General features: G+C 73.9%; 23 protein-coding genes. 12 read left to right on the top strand and 11 right to left on the bottom strand.

Annotation, left to right across the window (positions count from 1 at the left end):
• Nucleotides 1-32: 32 nt before the first annotated feature.
• Complete coding sequence (locus FHX74_RS21265) at nt 33-1,067, top strand: ketopantoate reductase family protein (protein WP_220484235.1); 1,035 nt, start codon at nt 33-35, stop codon at nt 1,065-1,067.
• Between the two features lie 4 nt (nt 1,068-1,071).
• On the opposite strand, the gene FHX74_RS19235 is transcribed toward FHX74_RS21265, so the two are convergent.
• On the bottom strand, nt 1,072-1,923 hold the full coding sequence (locus FHX74_RS19235) for an AraC family transcriptional regulator (protein ID WP_182561852.1): 852 nt from the start codon (nt 1,921-1,923) through the stop codon (nt 1,072-1,074).
• A gap of 115 nt (nt 1,924-2,038) precedes the next feature.
• Here FHX74_RS19235 and FHX74_RS19230 point away from each other — a divergent pair, with 115 nt between their 5' ends.
• The gene (locus FHX74_RS19230; RefSeq protein ID WP_182561851.1) at nt 2,039-2,797 is read left to right on the top strand and encodes a phytanoyl-CoA dioxygenase family protein; all 759 of its coding nucleotides are present in this window, start codon (nt 2,039-2,041) and stop codon (nt 2,795-2,797) included.
• A gap of 813 nt (nt 2,798-3,610) precedes the next feature.
• Here the strand turns inward: FHX74_RS19230 and FHX74_RS19225 are convergent.
• Entirely contained in the window at nt 3,611-4,993 is a 1,383-nt protein-coding gene (locus FHX74_RS19225) for a TrpB-like pyridoxal phosphate-dependent enzyme (protein WP_182561850.1), read from the bottom strand.
• Between the two features lie 99 nt (nt 4,994-5,092).
• Between FHX74_RS19225 and FHX74_RS19220 the strand changes: the two genes are divergently transcribed.
• On the top strand, nt 5,093-5,446 hold the full coding sequence (locus FHX74_RS19220; protein ID WP_182561849.1) for a VOC family protein: 354 nt from the start codon (nt 5,093-5,095) through the stop codon (nt 5,444-5,446).
• 11 nt (nt 5,447-5,457) lie between these two features.
• Nucleotides 5,458-5,898 (top strand): D-aminoacyl-tRNA deacylase, encoded by a 441-nt coding sequence (gene dtd / locus FHX74_RS19215; protein ID WP_182561848.1) that lies wholly within the window; start codon nt 5,458-5,460, stop codon nt 5,896-5,898.
• On the opposite strand, the gene FHX74_RS19210 is transcribed toward dtd, so the two are convergent.
• From FHX74_RS19210 to FHX74_RS19195, 4 genes are all read right to left on the bottom strand, one after another.
• Nucleotides 5,839-8,676, bottom strand: a complete 2,838-nt coding sequence (locus FHX74_RS19210) for an AAA domain-containing protein (protein ID WP_182561847.1) — start codon at nt 8,674-8,676, stop codon at nt 5,839-5,841. The genes dtd and FHX74_RS19210 overlap by 60 nt on opposite strands.
• A 117-nt stretch (nt 8,677-8,793) precedes the next feature.
• Nucleotides 8,794-9,102, bottom strand: a complete 309-nt coding sequence (locus tag FHX74_RS19205) for a DUF1416 domain-containing protein (protein ID WP_182561846.1) — start codon at nt 9,100-9,102, stop codon at nt 8,794-8,796.
• Between the two features lie 22 nt (nt 9,103-9,124).
• A complete protein-coding gene (locus FHX74_RS19200; RefSeq protein WP_182561845.1) occupies nt 9,125-9,973 on the bottom strand; it encodes a sulfurtransferase in 849 nt (282 codons plus the stop codon).
• Between the two features lie 388 nt (nt 9,974-10,361).
• A complete protein-coding gene (locus tag FHX74_RS19195) occupies nt 10,362-10,631 on the bottom strand; it encodes a MoaD/ThiS family protein (RefSeq protein ID WP_182561844.1) in 270 nt (89 codons plus the stop codon).
• Between the two features lie 174 nt (nt 10,632-10,805).
• On the opposite strand from FHX74_RS19195, the gene FHX74_RS19190 reads away from it, so the two are divergent.
• From FHX74_RS19190 to FHX74_RS19180, 3 genes are all read left to right on the top strand, one after another.
• On the top strand, nt 10,806-11,507 hold the full coding sequence (locus FHX74_RS19190) for a winged helix-turn-helix transcriptional regulator (protein ID WP_182561843.1): 702 nt from the start codon (nt 10,806-10,808) through the stop codon (nt 11,505-11,507).
• Between the two features lie 83 nt (nt 11,508-11,590).
• Nucleotides 11,591-12,136 (top strand): DUF805 domain-containing protein, encoded by a 546-nt coding sequence (locus FHX74_RS19185; protein ID WP_182561842.1) that lies wholly within the window; start codon nt 11,591-11,593, stop codon nt 12,134-12,136.
• Nucleotides 12,133-12,663 (top strand): putative immunity protein, encoded by a 531-nt coding sequence (locus FHX74_RS19180; RefSeq protein ID WP_182561841.1) that lies wholly within the window; start codon nt 12,133-12,135, stop codon nt 12,661-12,663. Before FHX74_RS19185 ends, FHX74_RS19180 begins: the two co-directional genes overlap by 4 nt.
• Before the next feature lie 63 nt (nt 12,664-12,726).
• Here FHX74_RS19180 and FHX74_RS19175 read toward each other — a convergent pair whose 3' ends face one another.
• The gene (locus FHX74_RS19175) at nt 12,727-13,701 is read right to left on the bottom strand and encodes a phosphotransferase enzyme family protein (RefSeq protein ID WP_220484234.1); all 975 of its coding nucleotides are present in this window, start codon (nt 13,699-13,701) and stop codon (nt 12,727-12,729) included.
• A 173-nt stretch (nt 13,702-13,874) separates the two neighbouring features.
• Between FHX74_RS19175 and FHX74_RS19170 the strand changes: the two genes are divergently transcribed.
• On the top strand, nt 13,875-14,597 hold the full coding sequence (locus FHX74_RS19170; protein WP_182561839.1) for a DUF1361 domain-containing protein: 723 nt from the start codon (nt 13,875-13,877) through the stop codon (nt 14,595-14,597).
• Nucleotides 14,598-14,615: 18 nt separating this feature from the next.
• Here the strand turns inward: FHX74_RS19170 and FHX74_RS19165 are convergent, their stop codons facing one another.
• The 4 genes from FHX74_RS19165 to FHX74_RS19150 form a co-directional block, all read right to left on the bottom strand.
• Nucleotides 14,616-15,221: a response regulator transcription factor gene (locus FHX74_RS19165; RefSeq protein WP_182561838.1), complete on the bottom strand. Its 606-nt coding sequence runs from the start codon at nt 15,219-15,221 to the stop codon at nt 14,616-14,618.
• Nucleotides 15,218-16,555, bottom strand: a complete 1,338-nt coding sequence (locus tag FHX74_RS21260; protein WP_182561837.1) for a sensor histidine kinase — start codon at nt 16,553-16,555, stop codon at nt 15,218-15,220. Before FHX74_RS21260 ends, FHX74_RS19165 begins: the two co-directional genes overlap by 4 nt.
• Nucleotides 16,552-17,514, bottom strand: a complete 963-nt coding sequence (locus tag FHX74_RS19155) for a CPBP family intramembrane glutamic endopeptidase (RefSeq protein ID WP_182561836.1) — start codon at nt 17,512-17,514, stop codon at nt 16,552-16,554. The genes FHX74_RS21260 and FHX74_RS19155 overlap by 4 nt, the downstream gene beginning before the upstream one ends.
• 102 nt (nt 17,515-17,616) lie before the next feature.
• On the bottom strand, nt 17,617-18,126 hold the full coding sequence (locus tag FHX74_RS19150; protein ID WP_182561835.1) for a hypothetical protein: 510 nt from the start codon (nt 18,124-18,126) through the stop codon (nt 17,617-17,619).
• A 78-nt stretch (nt 18,127-18,204) separates the two neighbouring features.
• Here FHX74_RS19150 and FHX74_RS19145 point away from each other — a divergent pair, with 78 nt between their 5' ends.
• From FHX74_RS19145 to FHX74_RS19130, 4 genes are all read left to right on the top strand, one after another.
• Entirely contained in the window at nt 18,205-19,329 is a 1,125-nt protein-coding gene (locus FHX74_RS19145) for a GNAT family N-acetyltransferase (protein ID WP_182561834.1), read from the top strand.
• Between the two features lie 141 nt (nt 19,330-19,470).
• On the top strand, nt 19,471-21,657 hold the full coding sequence (locus FHX74_RS19140; RefSeq protein WP_182561833.1) for an RNA degradosome polyphosphate kinase: 2,187 nt from the start codon (nt 19,471-19,473) through the stop codon (nt 21,655-21,657).
• Nucleotides 21,658-21,697: 40 nt separating this feature from the next.
• Entirely contained in the window at nt 21,698-22,582 is an 885-nt protein-coding gene (locus FHX74_RS19135; RefSeq protein WP_182561832.1) for an NUDIX hydrolase, read from the top strand.
• A 269-nt stretch (nt 22,583-22,851) separates the two neighbouring features.
• A complete protein-coding gene (locus tag FHX74_RS19130) occupies nt 22,852-24,606 on the top strand; it encodes an ABC transporter ATP-binding protein (protein WP_182561831.1) in 1,755 nt (584 codons plus the stop codon).
• The last annotated feature ends 13 nt before the right edge of the window (nt 24,607-24,619 follow it).

Here is a 24,619-nt window from a genome sequence, read left to right as displayed (position 1 = left end):
GGTCGGTGGAGAGGTCAGCCTAGGGTGATCCGGTGACTCGCTACGTGATCATCGGGGCCGGGGCGATCGGGAGCGCGGTCGGCGGCTGCCTGGCCGCGGCCGGCCGGTCGGCCGTGCTGGTCGGACGCCAGGCGCACGTCGACGCCGTCCGCAGCCAGGGGCTGCGGGTCCGCACCCCGGAGTCCGACCGCCGGGTGCCGGTCGAGGCGGTCACCGGTCCCGACGAGCTGCGGCTCACCACCGACGACGTGCTGGTGCTGAGCACCAAGACCCACCAGGCGGTGACCGCGCTGGCCGAGTGGGCCGACGCCGACGTCGTCGACCCGGACAGCGGGGAACGCGTCGGGGCCGCCTGGGAGCGGCTGCCGGTCTGCACCGCACTCAACGGGGTGACCAGCGAGAGCATGGCGCTGCGCTACTTCACCCGGGTGTTCGCCGTCTGCGTCTGGATGCCCGCGGTCTACCTCGAACCCGGCGAGGTCATCGTCCGGGCCACCCCGCGCCGCGGGATCTTCCACGTCGGCGCCTACCACCGATCGGGTGACGAGACAGCCCGGCAGGCGGACGCCACCCTGCTCGACACGCTGCGCGACGACTGGCGGGCCGCCGACTGCGAGGTCGTCGTCACCGACGAGGTGATGGCCTGGAAGTACCGCAAGCTGCTCAGCAACCTCGGCAACAGCGTCCAGGCGCTGGTCGGCGAGGGCGATCCGGCCCCGGTGCTGGCGGCCGCTGACCGCGAGGCGCGCGCCGTGCTCGAGGGCTGCGGGATCGCCTACACCGACGACGCCACCGAGCAGGCGGCGCGCGACGACTCGTTCAGCGTCGCGCCGGTGGCCGGGGAGCCCGACCGGCTCGGCGGCTCCTCGTGGCAGTCGCTGGCCCGTGGCACGGGGACCATCGAGACCGACTACCTCAACGGCGAGATCGCCCGGCTCGCCCGTGAGCACGGGCTGGCCGCCCCGGTCAACGAGCGGCTGGCCGCGCTGGCCCGGACCGCGGCGAAGCAGGGCACCGGCCCCGGTTCGCTGAGCGCCGAGGAGCTCGCCGCCCGGCTCGGCCTCTGAGGTCTCAGCGCGCGGTCACCGTGAACCGGGCGCGGTAGGAGGTGGGCGACAGCGCGAACTCGGCGCGGAAGCGCCGCGCGGCGTAGTTGGGGTCCGGCCAGCCGACGGCGGCACCGACCCGCGAGACCGGGTCGTCGGTGCCCACCAGCCGGAGCGCCATCTGCTCGGCACGGTGCCGGGTCAGCCAGCGCAGCGGGCTCATCCCGAGCTGGTCGGCGAACCGGTGGTGCAGGTGCGAGACCGACACCGCGGCGATCCCGGCCAGCTCGCCGACCGTCCAGGCCCGCGCCGGGTCGGCGGCCATCGCCCGCACCACCGCCCGGACGTCGCGGGCCAGCACCCCCTCGTCCTCGCCGGGGTGCCGGGCGGCCGCGCACTCGGCGAGCACGCAGCCGAGCAGCCCGCGGAGCTGGACCGGTCCGAGGGCACCGGTCCGCCGCGCCCGCTCGGCGAGCTGGTCGAGCCAGCCGACCACCCGGCCCAGGCCGTCCGGATCGAGCCGGAGCTCGGCCTCGCCGGTGCCGAGCAGCAGCTCGGTCAGCGCGCGGTAGTCGAGCACCCAGTCGAGGTCGGCGGCGAGCAGCTCGGGACCGACGTAGACGTTGACCACCTCGACCCGGGTGCTGACCCGGTACTCGTGCCAGGCCCCGGGCCGGACGGCCACCACGTCGCCGGCCACCAGCTCGCGGGCACCGTGCCGGGTCCGGTGCCCGACCGCCCCGTCCACCACCACGGCCAGCTCGCAGAAGTCGTGCCCGTGGGCAGGAACGTCCTGCTCGAGCGTCAGCCGGGCCGCGGACACCGGGTAGGCGCCGGGGGCGAACACGTCGGCTCTGGTGCGGCGTTCGGGGATCACGGAACCAGGCTTAGCACGGCGACGCGCGGACGTCCGTAGGGACAGAGCAGGATCGTGCTGGTTTCGGCGAGTCCGGTGCTAGCGGCCCCCGGGCCCGGCGCCGCAGGATCGAGCCATGACCGAGACCCTCACCAGCCCGCTGCTCGACCTCGCCGTCGTCGAGCAGTACCGCACCGACGGCTTCGTCCACCTGCCCGGGGTGCTCGACGCCGCCGAGGTCGAGCGCTACCGCACCGCGGCCGCGGAGGCCTACGAGCACGGCCAGGCCCTCGACCCGGACAGCGCGATGTTCAAGCAGGTGGTGAACGTGTGGCGCACGGACCCGGTGCTGCGCGACCTGACCCTGCACCCGCGGCTGGCCACGCTGGCCACCGAGCTGGCCGGGATGCCGCTGCGGATCTGGCACGACCAGCTGCTGATGAAGCGGCCACACAACGCCACGCCGACCGAGTACCACCAGGACGCGCCGTACTGGCCGCACGCGGGCTGCCGGCACGCGCTGTCGGCCTGGGTGGCGCTGGTCGACGTCCCGGTCGAGCGCGGCTGCATGACCTTCATCCCCGGTCAGCAGGACCGGCACGACATCCGCGCCATCGACCTCGCCGACGCCACCGACCTGTTCGAGGCCGCGCCGGACCTGGTCTGGACCCGGCGCATCACCATCCCGCTGCGCGCCGGCGACGTCACCTTCCACAACGGCTACACGCCGCACACCGCGAACGCCAACGAGACCGACGAGTTCCGGTTCGCGCACGTCAACATCTACGTCGACCGGGAGACCCGCTACGACGGCCGCCCGCACGTCTGCACCGACGGGCTCGGGCTGGCCGTCGGCGGTCCCTTCCCGGACGACCGCTTCCCGCCGGTGCCCTGAGCAGCCACCCACCGCGGCGCCCTGAGCCTGTCGAAGGGGCACGCACGCGCCTCGACAGGCTCAGCGCACGGATGAGGCCAGAACGGGCAACCGACTCAACGCCCTGAACACCCACCACGGTGCCCTGAGCACCCACCCACCACGGCGCCCTGAGCCCGTCGAAGGGCACACGCACGCGCATCGACAAGCTCAGCGCACGGATGAGGCCAACGGGGGCAGCCGACTCAACGCCCAGAGCCCACCCACCACCGTGCCCTGAGCCCGTCGAAGGGCACACGCCTGCGCTTCGACAAGCTCAGCGCACGGATGAGGCCAACGGGGGCAGCCGACTCAACGCCCAGAGCCCACCCACCACCGTGCCCTGAGCCCGTCGAAGGGCACACGCCTGCGCTTCGACAAGCTCAGCGCACGGATGAGGCCAACGGGGCAGCCGACTGAGCGCCCCGAACACCCACCCACCACCGTGCCCTGAGCCCGTCGAAGGGCACACGCACGCGCATCGACAAGCTCAGCGCACGGATGAGGCCAACGGGGCAGCCGACTGAGCGCCCCGAACACACACCCACCACCGTGCCCTGAGCCCGTCGAAGGGCACACGCACGCGCTTCGACAAGCTCAGCGCACGGATGAGGCCAACGGGGCAGCCGACTCAACGCCCCGAACACCCACCCACCACCGTGCCCTGAGCCCGTCGAAGGGCGCACCCACGCGCTTCGACAAGCTCAGCGCACGGATGAGGCCGACCGGTTCCCGCCGGTGCGCTGAGCCTGTCGAACGGCATACGCCTGCGCTTCGACAGGCTTAGCGCGCGGGTCAGGCCAGTGCAGGCAGCCGGGTCAGCGCCTCGGCCACCGCGGCCTGCAGCTCGGCGTCGTCCCAGCCCGTGTCGGTGACCTTGCCCTCGAGGTAGGCCCCGTAGGCCGGCAGGTCGAGGTGACCGTGCCCGCAGAGCGCGGTGACGATCACCTTCTCCTCACCCGACTCCTTGCAGGCCAGCGCCTCCTCGACCGCGGCGGCCAGCGCGTGCGTCGGCTCGGGCGCCGGGACGATGCCCTCGGTCCGCGCGAACAGCACGCCGGCGGCGAAGCACTCGCTCTGCGGCTTGGCCACCGCGCCGATCTCGCCGGTCTCGTAGAGGTGGCTGATCAACGGGCTCATCCCGTGGTAGCGCAACCCGCCGGAGTGGATCGGGTCGGGGACGAAGTCGTGCCCGAGGGTGTGCATCTTGAGCAGCGGCGTCATCCCCGCGGTGTCGCCGAAGTCGTAGGCGTAGGTGCCCTGGGTCAGGCTCGGGCAGGCGCTCGGCTCGACCGCCCGCACCTCGGGGTTCATCCAGCCCGCCCACTTCTCCCGCAGGAACGGGAACATCAGCCCGCCGAAGTTGGAGCCGCCGCCGGTGCAGCCGACCAGCAGGTCCGGGGTCTCGCCGATCTTGGCCAGCTGGAGCAGCGCCTCCTCGCCGATGATCGTCTGGTGCATCAGCACGTGGTTGAGCACGCTGCCCAGCGCGTAGTTGGTCGACGGGTCCTGGGCGGCGATCTCCACCGCCTCGCTGATCGCGATCCCCAGCGACCCGGTCGAGTCGGGGTGTTCGGCCAGGATGGCGCGGCCCGCCGCGGTCAGCTCCGACGGGCTCGGGTGCACGGTGCCGCCGAAGGTCTCGATCATCAGGCGGCGGTAGGGCTTCTGATCGTAGGAGGCGCGGACCTGCCACACCTCGCAGTCGATCCCGTACTGCGCGCAGGCGAAGGCCAGCGCGGTCCCCCACTGGCCGGCGCCGGTCTCGGTGGTGAGCTTGGTGATGCCCGCCCGGGCGTTGTAGTAGGCCTGCGGGACGGCGGTGTTCGGCTTGTGCGACCCGGCCGGGCTGACACCCTCGTACTTGTAGTAGATCCGGGCCGGGGTGCCGAGCGCCGCCTCGAGCCGGTGGGCCCGGAAGAGCGGGCTGGGCCGCCACAGCCGGTAGACGTCGAGCACCTCCTCGGGGATGTCGACGTACTGCTCGCCGGTGACCTCCTGCATGATCAACTCGGTCGGGAAGAGCGGCGCCAGGTCGTCGGGCCCGACCGGCTGGCCGGTGCCGGGGTGCAGCGGCGGCGGGGGCGGCGTCGGCAGGTCGTGCACGACGTTGTACCAGCGGGTCGGCATCTCCGACTCGTCCAGCGTGATCTTGTGCTGCTTGCCTGCTCCCGCCATCGGACTCCCCCGTCGCCGTCGATCGTGTGGCGGCACAGTAGCCGCCGGGGTCCGGCCGGCGCGATCCGCCCGGACCGGACCGGCTGCCACACTGGGTCGATGATCGGACGTCTGCACGGCATCGTGATCGACAGCCCGGACCCCGACGCCGCAGCCCGGTTCTGGGCCGAGGTGCTCGGGATGCAGCGGGTGCAGGACGAGCCCGACTGGGCGGTGATCGGCGACGCGCCCGACCGGCCCGGGCTGGCCTTCCAGCGCGCGACCGGTCAGCCGCCGAGCACCTGGCCCGAGCCGGAACGCCCGCAGTACCGACACTTCGACGTGGCCGTCGACGACCTCGACGCGGCCGAGCAGGCGGCGCTCGCGCTCGGCGCCCGGCGGCTGCCCGGCGGGGGCGAACGCTTCCGGGTCCTGGCCGATCCCGACGGCCACCCGTTCTGCCTGGTGCGCTGAGGAGCCCGCCGGTGCGTCTGGTGGTGCAGCGGGTCAGTTCCGCGTCGGTGGAGGTCGACGGTCAGGTGGTCGGGGCGCTGGACCGACCCGGGTTGCTGGTGCTGGTCGGCGTCACCCACGACGACGACGCCCGGGTGGCGTCCCGGTTGGCCGAGAAGCTCTGGACGCTGCGGATCCTGGCCGACGAGCGGTCGGCGGCCGACCTCGGTGCCCCGGTGCTCGTGGTGAGTCAGTTCACCCTGTACGCCGACGTCCGCAAGGGCCGCCGGCCGTCCTGGAACGCGGCCGCCCCGCGCCCGGTCAGCGAACCGCTGGTCGCGGCCTTCGTCGAGGCGCTCCGCGGGCTCGGCGCCGAGGTGTCCACCGGCGTCTTCGGCGCCGACATGCAGGTGTCAGGCGTCAACGACGGTCCGGTCACCCTGGTCATCGACTCCGCCGACCTGGCCCGCTGACCCTGCCCCGGTCGGCCCGCGGCCGGCGTCGTCGAGCGCGCGGCGCGCCCCGGTCCGGGGCACCCGGCCCTCGGCGCACAGCTGGGCGAGCTCGCCGAGCGGCGTCCCGCGGTCCCCGCGCAGCGCCCGGCCGGCGGCGATCACGTAGCCGGTCCGGCGGGCCCGGGTGAGCCCGACCACCACCTCGCGCAACGCGTCCCGGCGGTGGTCGGCGTCCGGGCCGACCGCGTCCCGGCGGGCCCGGGCGACCCAGCCACGGCCGTCCTCGACGGTGTCGAGGACGGCGACGTCGACACTGCGTCCGGCCAGCTCGGCCGCGGTCCCCACCGGTACCTCGGCCAGCGCCGGGCCTCCCGCGTCGAGCAGCTGCCGGGTCAGCCGGACCTGCGCCGGATAGGGCGTCACGATCGCCACGGTGCGGCCTTCGGCGAGGTGCCGTTCGGCCAGCGCGCGGCTGATCCGCGCTCCCGCGGCCCAGCTGCGTCCGCCCGGACCGTCCTCGGCGACCCGGCCGTCGGGCAGCCCGTCGGTGTCCACCCAGACCAGTCCGGCCTCGGGCTGCGGACGTCCGGTCAGGACGCCCTGGTAACCGATCCGGTTGACCAGCTCGGTCGCCTCCTCGCCGTAGCGGCGCTGGACGTCGAGCAGCACACAGCCCGGGTGGTGCTGCGCGGCGCGCGGCGAGAGCAGCCCGACGTGCTCGAACACGTCGTGGTCCCAGTAGTGCCCGCGCTCGTAGACCGGGTGTCGCGGCGGGCCGGGCTGCAGGTGGTCGCCGACCAGCAGGCAGCCGCGGGTGGCCCGGGTGGCCAGGTAGGCGACCTGCGGCAGCGGCACCGCGGCCGCGCGGTCGACGATCACCAGCTCCCAGCGGCCGCCGGCCAGCACCGGATCGTCGAACAGCCGGTCGACGGTGGTCGCGGTGACCACCGCCCGTTCGAGCAGCAGCGGCTCGTGCTGGGAGGCGGCGTCGCGGAGCGCCTGGTGGGCCCGCTCGAGCGCCTCGGCGGCCTCGGCCAGATCGGCCTCGGCCTGCCGGCCCGCCTCGACCAGCGCCGGCAGCTGCTCGGCCAGCGCGGGCAGCCCTGCCGCCTCGGCGCGGGCGCACAGCTCCTCGTCACCGTCGGTGACCCGCGGGCGGGCGTCGAGCTCGGCGGCGCGGGTGCGGAGCGCCGACTCGGCGTCCTCCGCGGCGGCCAGCGCGGACCGGGCCGCGCGGGCCCGCTCCTGGGCCGGTCGGGCCCGGTCGGCGGCGCGGGTCCAGGCGGCGGCGCGGGGCAGCGCCCGCTCGCCGGCGCCGGTCCCGCTCGGGCCGGCGGCCCCGCGGTCGCCGGGCCCGGCGAGGTCACCGGCGTCCAGGACGCGGTCGAGCAGGTCGGCGGCCGGGCGCTCGGCGCTCAGGCCCTCGCTCCGACGCCGCTGTTCGGCGGCGGCGCTCTCCGCCTGGGTGGCGTCGGTGGTCAGCTCGCGGCGCAGCCGCCAGTGCCGCGGGCCGCGCGGCAGCCCGGCGAGCTCGGCCCGGGTCCGCTCGAGCCGTTCCTCCGCGGTCCGGGTCCGGGCGTCCTGGAGCTGGCGCGCGGCAGCCAGCAGCTCGGTGTGCGCATCGGTCTCGGCGGTCCGGCGCCGGGCCGTCTCGGCCTCCGCGAGCACCAGTTGCTCGGCGGTCCGCTCGCGCTCGGCCCGGTCGTCCAGCCGACGCCGGGCGGCGCGGTACTCCTCGAGGTCGAACCCCTGCGCCGACGTGTCCTCGGAGCCGGACGGCCGGAAGGCGGCCAGCCGGGTGCGGGCCTCGCGCAGCTCGACCAGCGCGGCCGCCTCGCGGAGCCCGACCACCCGGGCGGTGGCGGCGTCCCGGGCGGCGAGCGCCTCGGGCTGGGCGGCCTCGACCAGCGCGTCGGCCAGCACGTCGGACCGTTCGGCCAGACCGGCCAGGTGCGCCGGACCGACCCGCACCACCGCCCCGGCGCGCGGGTGCCGGGCGGCGAGCAGCCGGAGCACGGCCTCGTCGACGGCGAACGGGTCGGCGGAGACCAGCAGGCACCGCTGACCGGTGTCGAGGGCGCGGCCCAGCGCGTCGGCGATGACCGTGGTCGCACCGGTGGCCGGGGGCGCCCAGACGGCGTTCAGCCCGGCGGCGAACGCGGCCGCCAGGGCCCGGGTGTGCGGGGCGGCGTCCTCGGGCTGCCGGGGCAGCCGGTCGAGGTCGCCGCGGGCGAACGGCTGCAACGGCTTGACCGCCTCCGCGGTGCTCAGGCCGCGGAGCAGCGTCCGGTAGACCGCGGTGGGTTCGCGCCGCGGCAGGCAGAGCACCAGCCCGTCCTCCGGCGCTCCGGGCTGGACCCGGACCAGGCAGCCGGACTCGCCCCGGCGGAAGCCGAGGACGCCGTAGCGGCGGCGGTCCGGCTGGCCGGCGGGCGCGAGGACCGCGCGGTCCAGTCGGTCGACCTGGGCCTCGGTGAGCCGGCCGGTGCGGAACCAGCCGGGCTCGTCGCCCGCGACCGGCGTGACCGTGCCGTGCGTGGTCCAGGCCGACCCGGGCTGGGCGTCCTGCGGGTGCGCCTCGATCACCGAGCGCAGGTCGTAGAGCAGTCCGGCGTGCCACTGGGCGCTGCTCGGACGCGGGGCACGGCGCGGCTCGACCGGGGCCTCCGGGAGCGCCTCCGGCGCGTCGGTGCCGGCAGCGGGCGCGGGTTCGGTGCCGGGCTCGACTGCGGGCTCGGACGCGGGCTCGGACGCGGGCTCGGACGGGGTCGGCGGGGACTGGGTGGGCTCGGACATCGGTGGGTCAGGCTATCGGGACCGACGGCGTGCACCGAGCCGTCGTCCGGGCCCGGAACGCCGCGAGCCCGCCGGGACCGGGAGGTCCCGACGGGCTCGTGCGGCTCGGTCCGACGGTCAGGCGGCGCTGGTGGCCAGCTCGACCTCGACCTCGGCGACGTTGCCCCGCCTGGCCACGACCTTGCGGTCGGTCTGGGCGCCCGGCGCGAGGGTGCGCAGGGTCCAGGAGCCGTCGCCGGCGAAGAACCGGAAGTGGCCGGTGGCCGAGGTGGGCACCTCGGCGGTGAACTCGCCGGTGGAGTCGAGCAGCCGGACGTAGGCGCCTGCGACCGGCTCACCCTCCCGCAGCACCCGGCCCTGGATCACGGCCTCCTTGGTCAGGTTGAGGCCCTCGACGCTCAGACCGCCCTGAGTGGCTCCGCACATGGTGTTCTCCTGTCTCCGGGGCTCAGGCCTGGCCGGGCTCGTCGCCGACCGCGACCGGGACGCCGACCAGCGAGCCGTACTCGGTCCACGAGCCGTCGTAGTTCTTGACGTTCTGCTGGCCGAGCAGCTCGTGCAGCACGAACCAGGTGTGCGCGCTGCGCTCGCCGATCCGGCAGTAGGCGATGGTGTCCTGCTCGAAGTCGAGCCCGGCGTCGCCGTAGAGCTTGGTCAGCTCGTCGTCGGAGCGGAAGGTGCCGTCGTCGTTGGCCGCCTTGCTCCACGGCACGTTGACCGCCGTCGGCACGTGGCCGCCGCGCTGGGCCTGCTCCTGCGGCAGGTGGGCCGGGGCGAGCAGCCGGCCGGCGTACTCGTCGGGGCTGCGGACGTCGACCAGGTTCTTGGTGCCGATCGCGGCCACGGTCTCGTCGCGGAACGCGCGGATCGAGGTGTCGGGCTCGGAGGCCTTGTACTCGGTGGCCGGGCGGGTGACGGTCTCGCTGCTCAGCTCGCGGGCGTCGAGCTCCCACTTCTTGCGGCCGCCGTCGAGCAGCCGGGCGTCGGAGTGGCCGTACAGCTTGAAGTACCAGTAGGCGTACGCGGCGAACCAGTTGTTGTTGCCGCCGTAGAGCACGACGGTGTCGTCGTTGGCGATCCCGCGCTCGCTGAGCAGCTTCTCGAACTGCTCCTTGTTGACGAAGTCGCGCCGCACCGGGTCCTGGAGGTCCTCCTTCCAGTCCAGCTTGATCGCGCCCTTGATGTGGCCGCCGTCGTAGGCGGTGGTGTCCTCGTCGACCTCGACGAGCACCACCTTGTCGTCGTCGAGGTGGGCGGCCACCCAGTCGGCGTCGACGAGGACTTCCTGCCTGCTCATATCCGGTGTCTCCTGGTGATCGTGGGTCCGCACGGGTGCGCGGGCCGGTCGGCTGCGGTGATCGGTGGCGGCGCGGACGGGTCGAGACTCCGGAGCCGTCCGCGCGATCGGGCCCGGGTCACGGGCCGGCGGAGGCGAGACGCTGCCTGGGCGTTCCACACCGACCCGGTCGGGCGCGGCGGGACGGCCGGGTACGGCGCGTCTCTAGATCATTCGACACAGCGACGAACGCATCAGGCCGTAGTCCACGGCCAGGCGCCGGGTCAGCCCTGAGGCACCCGGGTTCGTCACGGTCACGTTTCCACTGTACGGATCGCCGTGCGCGCCGCCCAGCGGTACTGCCAGCATCCGAGACGATGGTCCGGATGCTGGACCGGTGATCGAGGTCTCAGGCACCGCCGGCGAACGGTGGCAGCACCTCGAGCCGGACGCAACCGTCCGCATCCGGGGTGAGCGCGTCCCGTCGGCGGTCCGGCCGGACCGCGTGCCCGTCCACGAGCACCGACGAGGCGGTGAGCACCCGGGCGAAGCCCGGATCGGGGTGCCGGTCGCGGAGCACGGCGAGCGCGTCGGCCACGGTGTCGGCCTCGAGCTGCTCGCTCGCGCAGCCCGCGGCGGCACGGGCGCCACCCCAGAACGTCACCACCACCCGCGTCATCTTGCTATCGTCACCCCCAAGCACCGAGGCCCGAGCGACAGCTCCGGGCCTCGCATCGTTTCCTGTTAGTTTGACCTCGGTTCACCGCATGCTGCCGCTGACTGCCAGCTGATTGCCACTTGTCCGTCCGCGCCGGACCCTCGGGGCGCCCCACGTTCGAAGGGCAGGATCGCCATGGCCACCCTGCTGCTGTTGACCAACGACATGCAGGCCTCCACCGAGGTGCTGCCCGCCCTGGAGCTGCTCCCGCACCACGTCCGGGTGCTCTCCGCCGAGCCGACCGCGCTGCTCGACGCGCCCACCGCCGACGTCATCCTGCTCGACGCCCGTCGCGACCTCGTCGGCGCCCGGTCGCTGTGCCGGCTGATCCAGACCACCGGCAAGGAGGCCCCGCTGGTGGTGATCGTCAACGAGGGCGGGCTGGCCGCGCTGAGCTCGGACTGGGGCTTCGACGACCTGCTGCTGACCTCGGCCGGCCCGGCCGAGGTGGACGTCCGGCTGCGGCTGGTGACCAGCCCGGCCCAGCAGACCGAGTCCGAGCAGCTGATCCACACCGGCAGCATCGTGATCGACGAGGCCGGCTACTCGGCCAAGCTCAACGGCCAGCAGCTCGACCTGACCTACACCGAGTTCGAGCTGCTCAAGTACCTGGCCCAGCACCCCGGCCGGGTGTTCAGCCGCCAGCAGCTGCTCAGCGACGTCTGGGGCTACGACTACTACGGCGGCACCCGGACCGTCGACGTCCACGTCCGGCGGCTCCGCGCCAAGCTCGGGGCCGAGTACGAGTCGGTGATCGGCACGGTCCGCAACGTCGGCTACCGGTTCGTCACCCCGGCACCCTCGGACGAGCAGAGCAGCTCCGCCTCGCGGTCCTGAGCTCTTCGGGACGCTGCGAGGGAGCCTCCGTCGGGTCAAGATGTCTCGTCGGGCACGCCGCGTGCCCGGGAGCGGAGCCTGTGGTGTCCCAGCCCGACCCGCCTGACGGTGGAGCTCTGCTCCTGCCGCTCTACGGCGCCAGTCCGTGGCAGGCGACCAAGCGCTTCTGGCTCAAGTACGCGACGTTCACCGGTCGCGCCAGCCGCAGCGAGTTCTGGTGGTGGACGCTCATCTCGCTGATCGTGAGCGTGGCGCTCGGCTTGGCAGGGGCAGCGCTCTCTCCCGGGGGATGGATGGCCACGGCCACCGGCCCGCGGATGGAGGACGTGCCGGCCGACCTGTGGACCGTGGTGACGCTGTGCCCCTCGATCGCGGTGACGATCCGACGGTTGCACGATGCCGGCCGCAGCGGATGGTTCTACGTTCTGTGCGTCCCCGGCGACGCGGTGAGCCTGTTTTCGATCGTCCGGCCGGATGCGTTCGTACCGGCAGGTTTGAGCGGTGGTCTGAGCCCGACACTCGTCCTGCAAGGAGTCGTCGGCTTGATCGTCGGTGTCGGCGGCCTCATCGTCCTGGTCCTCTGCATCGAAGGTCCCAGCCCCGCCGGCGCTCGCTTCGACCGGCGGTGATCCTCTCCCCCGACCGCGACCCGCGGCTGATCACGGTTCGCCGCGGCGGCTCGCTGACCGACCCCGACCACCACCGGCTCGCGCTCTGGGCGGCGTCGTGCGCCGAGCACGTGCTCGGTCTGTTCGAGGCCGCCCGGCCCGACGACCCGCGTCCGCGCGAGGCGATCGCGCACAACCGGGCCTGGACCCGCGGGGAGGTGCGGATGATGGTCGCCCGCGCCTCCGGTGGGCACGCCATGGGTGCGGCCCGCGACCTGCGCGGCGCCGCCCGGTTCGCCGCCTACGCCGCCGGGCAGGCGGGCGTCGTCCCCCACGTCGCCGCACACGACCTCGGGGCCGCGGCGTACGCGATCAAGGCCGTCCGGGCCGCCGCCGAGGCCGACGGCGCCACCGCGGACCAGGCGGTCGAGGCGGGCCGCGCCGAGTGCCGCTGGCAACGCGACCGGCTGCCGGACGCCGTCCGCGACCTGGTGCTCGACGACCAGCGGATCCGCAACCCGCTGTGCTGGAACGTCTTCGACGCCTGAGGAACCCGTCGCGTCGGGGATCCGACCGCGACGAGGCGGCCAGATCCCCGACACGACGACCGCTCAGCCGCCGATCGCGTCCAGCATCTGCAGGGCGGCCTCGTGCCGGGCCCTCGCGTAGGTGGTCAGACTCTCGTCCAGCTCCTGGGGGTGCTCGAGGGGCACGGCCAGCGGATAGATCGAAGACAGCGTGAAAGCGCAGCCGACGGCGACCACGGCGGCGAGATCCGCCTCGGGGAGCCGCGGGTTCTCCTCGCGATAGGCGTCGATCAGCCGACCGAGCTCAGCGTCCCAGGTGGGTGTGCCCAGGACCGTGCGCGGATCGCACCCGATCCTGGCGATCTCCCACGCTGCGAAACGCGCAGCCGGCGGCTGGAAGTCGATCACCGCAGCGATCTCGTCACCCCGGAGCAGCAGGTTGGGCGAGGCGAGGTCGCCGTGGACGATCTGCGTGGTCAGCGCCGGCAGACCGCGGAGGATCGCCTCTACCCGTGGCAGCATCGCCCGCCGCTGGACGGCGGCCTCGAGGGCCCACGCCTCGAAGTCGGAGAGCTTCCGGCGTGTGCGGTAGGCGTCGATCAGCCGGTCGTACCGTCGGCGGGCGCCGCTGCCGTCGCGGAGCTCGACGGCCGGACGCAGCACCGGGGGACCGGCCGGATGACCGGCCAGGCGCCGGTGCAGCCGGCCGAGCACGGACCCCACGGCCGCCCACCGTGGTCCGCGCAGCCCGCCCTCGGCGGTTTCGGCGCCCTCGACGAAGTCCCAGAGTGACAGCACCAGTGGCCCGCTGCGTCCGAAGGTCCGGCCCTGCAGGTCAGGGTGCTGCGCCGGGACGGGGACGCCACCGTCGCGGGCACAGCCGGCCAGGCCGATCGCCGCCTCCTCGAGCGGGAGACGGTCCGCCTCGCGGTAGACCTTGGCGAACCACCGGCGGCCGGCACCGTCGGTCAGCGCGAAGTTGTCGGTGGCGGTGCCCGCGTGGATCTGCTCGATCGCGGCAGGAGACCAGCCGTAGGCCCTCCGGACCGTCTCCGTCACCGCCGCGCTCGTCGCTGGTCGCACCACGCGAGTCTGCCGTCCTGACGGCCGCGTCGGGGATTCGACCGCGACGACCCGGCCAGATCCCCGACACCGAGCGCTCAGCGCGCGAAGTCGGGGTGGGTCGGCCGAACTCAGCGTGAACCGATCCGAGCGGCCCTAGGCTGAGAGGCATGGCCAGCGGGGGTGCGAACGAGGCGAGACGGCCGGTGTGGGGACTGGGGCCGGTCGGTGGTCTGGTGCTGCTTACCGTGCTGGTGGCCGGGCTCTCGGTGGCCGCGCTCGGGCTCCGCGCGTTCCGCGCCCACCACGTCGGGGTGTCAGCCTTCGACTTCATGCCCTGGAACCTGTTCCTGGCCTGGATCCCCTATCTGCTGGCGCTGCTGATCGCCGCCGTCCACCGCAGCCGTGGTCCGCGCCCGCTGCTCGTCGCGCTCGGACTGGCCTGGCTGCTGTTCCTGCCGAACGCGCCGTACCTGGTCACCGACGTGATCCACCTGGGGACCGCGTGGGGCGCGCCGCTGTGGTTCGACGCCGGCCTGATCGCGCTGTTCGCCGGCACGGGGCTGGCGCTCGGACTCGCCTCGCTGCTGATCGTCCACCGGGTGGTCGAGGCCCGGCTCGGCCGGTTGTGGGGTTGGTGCGTCGCGGTCGGCTCGCTGGTGCTCAGCGCGGTCGGGATCTACCTCGGTCGCTACCCGCGGTTCAACTCCTGGGACGTGATCACCAACCCGCACGGGCTGCTCGCCACCGTGCTGCACCGGCTCACCGACCCGCTGGGCAACCCGTTCCTGCTCAAGTTCGGGCTGCTGACCAGCACGCTGCTGCTCGGCAGCTATCTGCTGGTCTGGCTGGTCGGCCGTTTCCTGGTGCGGCCCGCCCACCCCGTCCGCTGAGCCGGCGGGCGGACCGGCTCAGATCCAGCCGCGGTCGCGGGCCAGCCGGGCCGCTTCGTGCCGGTTGGCCACCCCGAGCTTGGTGACCGCCGCGGACAGGTAGTTGCGGACGGTCCCCGCCGACAGCGAGGCCCGGTCGGCGATCTCCTCGACCGGGCTGCCCTCGGCGGCCAGCGCCAGCACGTCCGCCTCGCGCGGCGAGAGCGGCGAGTCGCCGGCGCCGATCGCCTCGGCGGCGAGCTGCGGGTCGACGAACCGCCCGCCGCCGGCCACCACGCTGATCGCCTCGGCCAGCTGCGCCGACGACGCCGTCTTGGGCAGGAAGCCACGCACCCCGGCCGCGAGGGCCGTCTTGAGATAGCCCGGACGCCCGTGCGAGGTGACGATCAGGCACCGGCACTCGGGCACCTCGGCGGCCAGCCGCTCGGCGACCGCGATCCCGTCCAGCCCCGGCATCTGCAGGTCAAGCAGCGCCACGTCCGGACGCTGGTGCCGGGCCGCGGCGACCGCCTCCGGCCCGCTGGCCGCCTGGGCGACCACCTCGAGCCCGTCCTCCAGCCCGAGCAGGGTGACGAACGCGTCCCGGATCAGCGTCTCGTCGTCGGCCACCAGCACCCGGATCACCGTGCACGCTCCTCGTTCCGTCCGGCGCCGACCGGCTCCCCCGGTCGGACCCCACCCAGCCTGTCCGGACCCACCGGCACCCAACCGGTCGGCCCGAGCGGCACCGCCGCCTCGAGCGCGAACACCACGCCCCCGTCGGTCCACCCGTGCCGCACCCGACCGCCGACGGCGGCCAGCCGCTCGGCGATCCCGACCAGCCCGTGACCGCCACGACCGCCGGCGTCGACCGGAGCCGCCGGGTCCGGGGCGGCGCCGTCGTTGCGGATCCGCAGCAGCACCGGGTCGGTGCCGCCCAACTCGACGTCGCACCAGGTGGCGCGGCTGTGCCGGATCACGTTGGTCACCGCCTCGCGCAGCGTCCAGGCCAGCGCGGCCGCGGCAGCCGGGTGCAGCCCGTCGGGCGGCCCGCCCGTCACCCGGCAGCGGACGCCGGCGGAGTCGAGCAGCGACCGGGCGCCGGCCAGCTCGGTGGTGAGGTCGGCGTGCCGGACGCCGCTGACCACCTGACGCACCTCGCGGGCGGCCTCGTCGGCGATCCGCCGGACCGCGGCCATCTCGTCCGCCGCCTGCTCGGGCCGCCCGCGGCGCGCCAGCTCGGCGGACAGCTCGCTCTTGACCGCCACCGCGGTGAGGGTGCGTCCGAAGACGTCGTGCAGGTCGCGGGAGATCCGCAGCCGCTCCTCGGCGATGGCCAGCGAGGCCGCCTGCCCGCGGGCCGCGTCGAGCGCCCACACCACCCGGAGCATCCAGCCCGAGGCCCAGAACGAGAAGCCGATGGCGAAGATCCCGAAGCTCCAGCCGACCATGATCCCGACCAGGTAGCCCCAGCCGCGGACGTCGACGAGCACCGGCACCAGCAGGGCGGCGGTGACCAGGACGCAGCCGGCCCCGGCCAGCAGCATCCCGCGGCGTCCGAGCACCGGGGCGACCGCACAGAACGGCGCGACCGCCACCAGCCGGACCACCAGGTCCGCGGCCCGGTCGTCGACCGGGAGCAGCACCGCGGCCGCCCAGCTGGCCAGGGTGACCAGCCCCCAGGCCAGGAACAGCCACCGGGTCCTTCCCTCGGGCCGACGTCGCGCGGCCCGCATCGCACCGAGCGCCCACCGGCAGACGGCGATGCCCAGCCCGGTCTGCGCGACGGTCAGCACGAACAGCAGCCAGAGCGAGGCGTCGTCCCGGACCGCCCCGGCCAGCAGCCCGACCGAGAAGAACAGCTCGAAGCCGAGCAGGACGTACAGCGACAACCGGGTGTAGGTCTCGAACCGGCGGGCGCTGGTGCCCAGCGGGACGCCCGGCAGACCGCCCGCCGGCGGTCCTGCAGCGGTGCTCACCGGGTGATCCTGTCAGCCTCCACACCGGTCGACCAAGGCTGCGCCACGCCGTGCCGACGGGCCCACCAGCCGAGCACGGGCACCGACAGGGCCAGGATCGCGATCGGGACCAGCATGACCGGCCCGCCGGCCCCGGGGCCGCGCTCGAACGCACCGCTCATGTCACCGAAGACCGCGGCCGGCACCAGCATGACGACGTTGTTGACGACGTGGATGAGGACGCCGGCCTCGAGCCCGCCGGTGCGCCAGCTCAGCAGCCCCAGGCTCAGCCCGAAGACCAGGTAGTAGGCGATCAGCCACGGATCGGTGGCCAGGTGCGCGGCCATGAACAGCAGGTTGCCGACGCTCAGGCCGAGGACCAGCGCGATGGCCGGTCGGACCGCCCACGAGCCGACCGCCCGGGTGATCAGGCCGCGGAAGCCGTACTCCTCACCGGTCGCCTGGAGCGGGGTGGTGAGCAGGATGATCAGAGCCCAGAGCAGCGCGTCGGGGCTGAGCCCGGTCAGCCGGTCGCGACCGAGCCAGGTGAACAGCCCGCCGTAGAGCAGCCAGAACGGCACCACCAGCAGCGCCGCCCGGCCGAACCAGCCCCAGCGGAACCGGCCGGCCACCGAGCTCAGCCGGCCCGGCCGGACGCCGAAGAGCGCCCACTGCAGCAGCATGGCGATCGGCCAGAGCGCGGCCAGCGACAGGTTGTTGGCCAGGAACAGCCACGGGGTGACGGTGCCCGACGGGCGGCTCTGGGCGGCGTCAAGGGCGACGGCCCCGATGCTCAGCCCGATGCTGACGAGGAGGTAGCCGGCGAGGACGCCGAGCACGGCGACCAGGCCGCGCCAGCGACGCAGTCCCGGACGGCCCAGCCCGATCGGGTAGGGCCGGTCACGGTGGCCCTGGTCGGGGCGGGCGGGTTCGGCAGCAGGGACGACGGTGGGAGTCGGGTCGTAGGTGTTCGCGGTCATGGATCCAGCCTCGGGCCGCGCCCGGCCGACCGGCAGTGCCCGGCCTCACCAGGCCGCGGGACCGCTTCACCGGTGCGACCTGACGTTTGTCACACAACCGGCTCAGCGCTGGCTGCGCACCCAGGCGAGCAGCCGCCGGACGTGGGTGGGCACCGTCCCGGGCGGGCCGTCCTCCCGCAGGTACTGGACGGCCGAGGTGGTCTGGGCGACCAGCATGGCCAGCGCGGCGAGGCCGAGACAGAAGCCGGGCAGCTCGCTGAACCCGCCGAGCGCGCTGGCCTCGATGCACAGGTAGAGACCGGCAAGCAGCACCGGGTAGGACAGCCAGTGCGTCCACCAGGAGACCCGGACGGTGCGGGTGTCGGTGTAGTCGCGGTCGTGGTTCCAGACGTCGAAGACCCGCGACCAGAGCGCCAGCTGGAGGACGCAGACCGCCAGCAGCACCACCGCCGCGGCCAGCGCGAGCAGCGGGAAGACGAGGTCGGGACCGGCGTCCGGCGGGTAGCTGGCGACCGCCGCACCGCACAGCCCGGCAGCCAGCACTCCGGCGACCGCGCCCAGACGGGTCAGCTGCAGCTGGGGTCGCATCCGCTCGGCCGTCGCGCTCACCACGACCGGCCACTGTACGCGGCGGCCCCAGCGAGGCCCCTGTTCCGCCGAACCACGGTCGGCATCGCCTAGGTTCTGTTCATGGATGCGGGCCGGAAACTGCGTCGGCTGTCGGTGGACCCCGCTCCGCGGCTGAGCGCCGAGCTCACCGCGGGGGTGCTGGCGGCGGCCCAGGCGGCCGAGTCCACCGACGCGGCGCCACCGCTCAACGACGAGCAGCTGATGGCGCTGCAGCACCCCGGCGGGCTCCCCGCCGACGCCGAGGTCACCCACTTCCCGATGCGCCAAGCCGTCGACCGGGACGACGCCACCGGCGACCTGGTCGGGTACGGCCAGCTGATCGAGCAGGGGCTGAGCCCGGCCGACCGGGACCGCCCGACCGGGACGCTGTTCGTCCACCCCGACCACCGCCGGCAGGGTCTGGGTCGGGCGCTGGTCGCCCGGATGCACGAGGCGACCGCCGGCAACGTCCACCTGTGGGCGCCGAACGACTCCGCGGCCGCCCAGCGGCTGGCCCGGGCCGCGCACATGGTGCCGGTCCGCGAGCTGCTGGTGATGGGTCGTTCCCTGGAGGAGCCGCTGCCGCGCGCCCCGGTCCCGGCCGGGCTCAAGATCAGGAACTTCGTGATCAGCCGCGACCAGCCCGGCTTCCTCGAGGTCAACGCGCGCGCCTTCGCCGACCATCCCGAGCAGGGTCGGCTGGGTGCGGCCGGGCTGCGGACCAAGATCAGGGAGCCGTGGTTCGACCGCTCGGGGTTCCTGCTGGCCGTCGACCCGTCGGTCGCCCCCTCGTTCGCGACCGGCGCACCGGCCAGCGAGTACGTCACCGGGGACGACGACGGGGACGACGAGGACGGGGCGACCGTGGTCCCGGGGCTGACCAAGGACGGCCGGATCGTCGGGTTCCACTGGACCAAGGAGCACGTCGACGAGGACGGCGGCGAGCGGGTCGGCGAGGTCTACGTGCTCGGCGTCGACCCGGACACCGAGGGGCGCGGGCTGGCCAAGGCGCTGCTGGTCCGCGGGCTGGCCCGGCTCCGCGAGCACGGCTGCCGGCGGGCGATCCTCTACGTCGAGGGCGACCACGACAAGGCGATCGGCCTGTACGAGAAGTACGGCTTCCGGACCGTCAAGCGGGACGTGCTCTACGCCCAGCACCTGGTGCTGCCCGCCGCCGACGAGCCGGGACGGGCCCCGCAGGTCTGACCGTCGGCCCGCGGCCGGCGCGACCGCCGGATCGGGCGTGCCGTGGACGTCCCGTCGCTGGACCGCGCTCAGGGGCGTTCACCTCGAACCGCTAGCGTCAGCCCGGGGCCAGCTGATCGGGTGACCGGGAGGGAGAGTCGGATGGAGTCGTTGGATTCGGGTGTCGACACCACCCAGGAGTCGGGCCAGTCGCTGGCCGCGGTCGACTTCGACCTGGCCGCCGACCTGATCGACGCCGACAAGGACGGGCCGGGGGCCGACCCCGAGCTGCCCGAGGACCGCTATCTCGACCGCGAGATCAGCTGGCTGGCGTTCAACAACCGCGTGCTCGACCTGGCCAAGGACACCACCCGGATCCCGCTGCTCGAGCGGGCCAAGTTCCTGGCGATCTTCAGCCAGAACCTCGACGAGTTCTTCATGGTGCGGGTGGCCGGCCTGAAGCGCCGGATCGCCGCCGGCGTGGCCGTGCCGAGCGTGACCGGCACCATGCCGCGCGACACCCACGAGGCGATCCTCAACCGGGCCCGCGAGCTGGTCGCCGAGCAGGCCCGGGTGTTCACCGAGGTGGTCCGCCCCGAGCTGGACGCCCAGGGCATCGAGATCCTGCGCTGGGACCAGCTCGAGCCGGGTGAGAAGGACCGGATGCGCGAGCTGTTCGCGGAGCGGATCTTCCCGGTGCTGACCCCGCTGGCCGTCGACCCCTCGCACCCGTTCCCCTACATCTCCGGGCTGTCGCTCAACCTCGCGGTGCTGGTGAAGAACCCCGAGACCGGCGTCCGGCAGTTCGCCCGGGTCAAGGTGCCGACGGTGCTGAGCCGGTTCATCAAGCTCGACGAGGGCCGGTTCGTCCCGCTCGAGGACGTCATCGCCCGGCACCTCGACCAGCTGTTCAGCGGGATGGAGATCGTCCAGCACCACGTCTTCCGGGTCACCCGGAACGAGGACCTCGAGGTCGAGGAGGACGACGCCGAGAACCTGCTGGTCGCGCTGGAGAAGGAGCTGCTGCGGCGCAAGATCGGCCGGCCGCCGGTGCGGCTCGAGGTCGAGGACGACATCGACCCCAAGATGCTCGAGCTGCTCGTCAGCGAGCTCGACGTCAGCGAGCGCGAGGTGTTCAAGCTGCCGGCGCCGCTCGACCTCGGCGCGCTGTTCGCCCTCGCCGACCTGGACCGGGCCGAGCTGAAGTACCCGACCTTCCTGCCCAAGACCCATCCGCACCTGAGCGAGGTGGAGACCGCGCAGCCGGCCGACCTGTTCGCCGCGCTCAAGCAGCGCGACGTGCTGCTGCACCACCCCTACGACAGCTTCGCCACCAGCGTCCAGCGCTTCATCGAGCAGGCGGCCGACGACCCGCAGGTGCTCGGCATCTGGCAGACGCTCTACCGGACGTCCGGCGACAGCCCGATCGTCGACGCCCTGATCGACGCCGCCGAGGCCGGCAAGCAGGTGCTGGCGCTGGTGGAGATCAAGGCCCGGTTCGACGAGCAGGCCAACATCGCCTGGGCCCGCCGGCTCGAACGGCACGGCTGCCACGTGGTCTACGGCGTGGTGGGGCTCAAGACGCACTGCAAGCTGTCGATGGTCGTCCGCGACGAGCCCGACGGGCTGCGCCGCTACGCCCACGTCGGCACCGGCAACTACAACCCGAAGACCGCCCGGATGTACGAGGACATGGGGCTGTTGACCGCCAACCCGGTGATCACCGAGGACATCGGCCGGCTGTTCAACCACCTCTCCGGGATGAGCCAGGAGACGTCGTACCGGCGGCTGCTGGTCGCCCCACACGGCATCCGCACCGGGCTGCTGGCCCGGATCGAGAACGAGATCGAGCACCACCGCGCCGGGCGGCCGGCCGGGATCCGGATCAAGGTCAACTCGCTGGTCGACGAGGCGGTCACCGACGGGCTCTACCGGGCCTCGCAGGCCGGCGTCCCGGTGGACCTGTGGGTCCGCGGGATCTGCACGATCCGGCCGCAGATCGCCGGGCTGAGTGAGAACATCCGGGTCCGCAGCATCCTCGGCCGCTACCTCGAGCACAGCCGGCTGTTCTGGTTCGCGAACGGCGGGCACCCGTCGGTGGGGATCGGCTCGGCCGACCTGATGCACCGCAACCTAGACCGCCGGGTCGAGGTGCTGGCCTCGATCACCAACCCGTCGCACGTCCAGGAGATCGAGCAGCTGTTCGACCTGGCCTTCGACGACCGGACGGCGTCGTGGTTGCTCAACCCCGACGGGACGTGGACCCAGCGCACCGAGGTGGACGGCGAGCCCCTGGTCGACCTCCAGGAGTTCCTGATCGCGCACGCCAACCGGCGTCGGTCGAAGTGACCGGTCCGACCCGCGGTCCCCGGCGAGGCTGAGCGCAGCGATGGCCCGGACCAAGATCGTCCACGCCGGTGGTGCGGTCGTCCTCCGCGAGCACGACGGTCGCCGCGAGGTGGCGATCGTGCACCGGCGGAAGTACAACGACTGGTCGCTGCCCAAGGGCAAGACCGAGAACGGCGAGACCGTCCCGGTGGCCGCCGTGCGCGAGCTGTGGGAGGAGGCGGCGGCCCGGGTGCGGCTCGGGACGCCGCTCGACCGCACCGTCTACGCGCTCGACAAGGACACCCGCAAGCACGTGGCCTGGTGGGTGGGGATCGCCCACGAGGTGCACAAGCGGGCACCCGACCGCGAGATCGACATGGTGTCCTGGCTGCCGATCAAGCTCGCCCTGAAACGGCTCAGCTACAAGGAGGACCGCGCACTGGTCGAGCAGGCCCTCGACCAGCCGCCCACGACCCCGTTGATCATCGTCCGGCACGCCAAGGCGATGGACCGCAAGGACTGGACGCACCCCGACCAGGGACGTCCGCTCCGCGCGGCCGGGCGGGTGCAGGCGCGCCGGCTGGTGCCGCTGCTCGCCGCCTACGGCGTGGTCGACCTGGTCAGCTCGTCCTCCAGCCGGTGCCTGAGCACGGTGCTCCCCTACGCCCAGCGCTACGCGATCGAGCCCGAGCGCGAGCAGCGGCTGACCGAGGAGGAGGGCACCGGCGACGCCGAGGCGGTCGCCGCCGTGCTCGAGCGGGTCCGCGAGCGGGTGGTGCTGAGCGGACGCCCGGCGGCCGTCTGCGGCCACCGTCCGGTGCTCCCGCACATGCTGGCCGCGCTCGACATCCCCGACCGCCCGATGGCCACCGCCGAGTGCCTGGTCGCGCACCTGACCAGCACCGGCGAGGTGCACGCGCTCGAGCGACACCGCCCGCCGACCTGACGTCCGCCTCGCCACACGCCCTTCACGCTCGCTGAGCCCGTCGAAGCGCCCCACGCTCGCTGAGCCCGTCGAAGCGCCCCACGCTCGCTGAGCCTGTCGAAGCGCCCCACGCACGCTGAGCCTGTCGAAGCGCCCCACGCACGCTGAGCCTGTCGAAGCGCCCCACGCTCGCTGAGCCTGTCGAAGCGCCCCACGCACGCTGAGCCTGTCGAAGCGCGCACGCGAAAATGGCGCTGCCTCCACGGCGCTCGCGTGCGAGGGTGGTGCGGATGTCCTCCGAGCCCCCGCCGACCCGGATCGGCGCGCTGCGGGCCGCCGTCTCCTCCGCGGCCTTCGTGCTGCACCGCGGGTGGCGGTGGGACCGCCCGGGGCTGGTCCGGCTGGTCGCCGCGGCGGTGGTGCTGGCGGTGACCCCGGCGCTCCAGGTGGTCGCGGTCGGCCGGTTGGTGCTCGCCGCGCCGCGCGGCCTGGGTGCCACCGCCCTCCCGCTGCTCGCGCTGGTGCTGCTCGTGGGTCTGGGCCAGACGCTCGGGCAGACCAGCGACCTGACCGGCCAGCGGACGGCGTTCCGCCTCAAGCTCCGCTTCCAGTCCGAGCTGATGCACGCGGTCGCCCGGCTGGCGCCGCAGCAGCTCGCCCGGCCCGAGACCAACGCCACCATCCAGGCCTGCCGGGACGAGCTGTTCGGCATGGCCCGGCTGATCAGCGCCACCCTGGCCGCGGTCGGCGCGCTGGTCACCGCCGCGGCGCTCTGCGTCTCGGTCTCGGTGATCAACCCGGTCGCCGGGGTCCTCGCGGTGGCCGCGCTGGTGCCGTTCCTGGTCGTGTTCGGGTGGGAGGCTCAGCTGCAGGACCGCGCGTTCGTCGAGCTCGGGAGGCACGAGCGCCAGGTCGGCTACCACGCCGAGCAGCTGGTCCAGCTGCGGACCGGCACCGAGCTGGCCACCCTGGGCTCGGGCGGCCGGGTGGCCGACCTGCTCGACCGTCACCAGCACGCCGCGAACCGGGTGATGGACCGGATCCTGGTGCTGCTGATCCGCGCCGACGCCCTCGGCGGGGCCGCCTCGGCGGTGCTGCTCGGCAGCGCGCTGCTCGGTGTCGTGGTGGGCGGCTCCTCGGGCGCCGGGATCGCCGCCGGCGTGGTCGGGGTGCTGGCCGGGATCGCCGCCACCCGGTCGGCCGGCTTCGCCTTCGGCGACGTCGTCTCGGCCGCTCCCAAGGTCGCCGCCTACCGCCGCTTCCTGGCCGGGGTCGCGCCGGGATCACCGCAGCGGATCGTGGCGCGGGTCGACCGGATCGAGGTCGACGACCTCGTCGTCCGCTACCCCGGTGCCGCCGGCCCGGCGGTGAACGGCGTGAGCCTGTCCGTCGAGCGCGGCCGGATGGTGGCGCTGGTCGGGGTCAACGGGGCCGGCAAGACCACCCTGGTCAACGCGCTGCTGGGGATCGTCGAGGTCGAGCGTGGCACGGTGCGGCTCGACGGCGAGGACGCCGCGCGGCTGCCGCCCGCCGAGCGGCTGGCCCGCTTCGGCCTGCTGACCCAGGAGTTCGGGCGCTACGAGCTCACCGTCCGCGAGAGCGTCCGGCTGGGCAGCCCCGATCCCGACGTCGACGACGAGCGGATCTGGGCGGCGCTCGACTCGGCACACGCCGGAGACCTGGTGCGGGCGCTGCCGGACGGGCTGGACACCCAGCTCGGCACGCAGTTCGGCGGTGTCGGGCTGTCGGGCGGGCAGTGGCAGCGGCTCGCGCTGGCCCGCACCTACCTCCGGGACGCCGCGGTGTGGGTGCTCGACGAGCCGACCTCGGCCATCGACGCCGAAGCCGAGCAGCAGATCTTCGCCGAGCTCGGACGCACCCGGTCCGGACGGATCACCGTGGTGGTCTCGCACCGGGCCTGGACGCTGCGGTCGATGGACCGGATCTACGTCCTCGACCACGGCCGGCTCGTCGAGCAGGGACGCTACGACGAACTGCTGGTGGCCGGCGGCCGGTTCGCGGAGATCTTCGCCGAGCAGGCCTGAGCGGACACCGCAC

Origin of the sequence: Microlunatus kandeliicorticis, from assembly GCF_014137855.1 — a bacterium.
Classification (GTDB): Bacteria; Actinomycetota; Actinomycetes; order Propionibacteriales; family Propionibacteriaceae; genus Microlunatus; species Microlunatus kandeliicorticis.
This window is presented reverse-complemented; position numbering and strand designations above follow the sequence as displayed.

What these genes read in the sequence shown, in the direction of transcription:
- FHX74_RS19225 (WP_182561850.1), bottom strand. Translation starts at nt 4,993, where the DNA reads ATGGCGGGAGCAGGCAAGCAGCACAAGATCACGCTGGACGAGTCGGAG.
- FHX74_RS19155 (WP_182561836.1), bottom strand. Translation starts at nt 17,514, where the DNA reads ATGACCGCGAACACCTACGACCCGACTCCCACCGTCGTCCCTGCTGCC.
- FHX74_RS19230 (WP_182561851.1), top strand. Translation starts at nt 2,039, where the DNA reads ATGACCGAGACCCTCACCAGCCCGCTGCTCGACCTCGCCGTCGTCGAG.
- FHX74_RS19145 (WP_182561834.1), top strand. Translation starts at nt 18,205, where the DNA reads ATGGATGCGGGCCGGAAACTGCGTCGGCTGTCGGTGGACCCCGCTCCG.
- FHX74_RS19210 (WP_182561847.1), bottom strand. Translation starts at nt 8,676, where the DNA reads ATGTCCGAGCCCACCCAGTCCCCGCCGACCCCGTCCGAGCCCGCGTCC.
- FHX74_RS19220 (WP_182561849.1), top strand. Translation starts at nt 5,093, where the DNA reads ATGATCGGACGTCTGCACGGCATCGTGATCGACAGCCCGGACCCCGAC.
- FHX74_RS19130 (WP_182561831.1), top strand. Translation starts at nt 22,852, where the DNA reads ATGTCCTCCGAGCCCCCGCCGACCCGGATCGGCGCGCTGCGGGCCGCC.
- FHX74_RS19190 (WP_182561843.1), top strand. Translation starts at nt 10,806, where the DNA reads ATGGCCACCCTGCTGCTGTTGACCAACGACATGCAGGCCTCCACCGAG.
- FHX74_RS19200 (WP_182561845.1), bottom strand. Translation starts at nt 9,973, where the DNA reads ATGAGCAGGCAGGAAGTCCTCGTCGACGCCGACTGGGTGGCCGCCCAC.
- FHX74_RS19140 (WP_182561833.1), top strand. Translation starts at nt 19,471, where the DNA reads ATGGAGTCGTTGGATTCGGGTGTCGACACCACCCAGGAGTCGGGCCAG.
- FHX74_RS19205 (WP_182561846.1), bottom strand. Translation starts at nt 9,102, where the DNA reads ATGTGCGGAGCCACTCAGGGCGGTCTGAGCGTCGAGGGCCTCAACCTG.
- FHX74_RS19170 (WP_182561839.1), top strand. Translation starts at nt 13,875, where the DNA reads ATGGCCAGCGGGGGTGCGAACGAGGCGAGACGGCCGGTGTGGGGACTG.
- FHX74_RS19135 (WP_182561832.1), top strand. Translation starts at nt 21,698, where the DNA reads ATGGCCCGGACCAAGATCGTCCACGCCGGTGGTGCGGTCGTCCTCCGC.
- FHX74_RS19195 (WP_182561844.1), bottom strand. Translation starts at nt 10,631, where the DNA reads ATGACGCGGGTGGTGGTGACGTTCTGGGGTGGCGCCCGTGCCGCCGCG.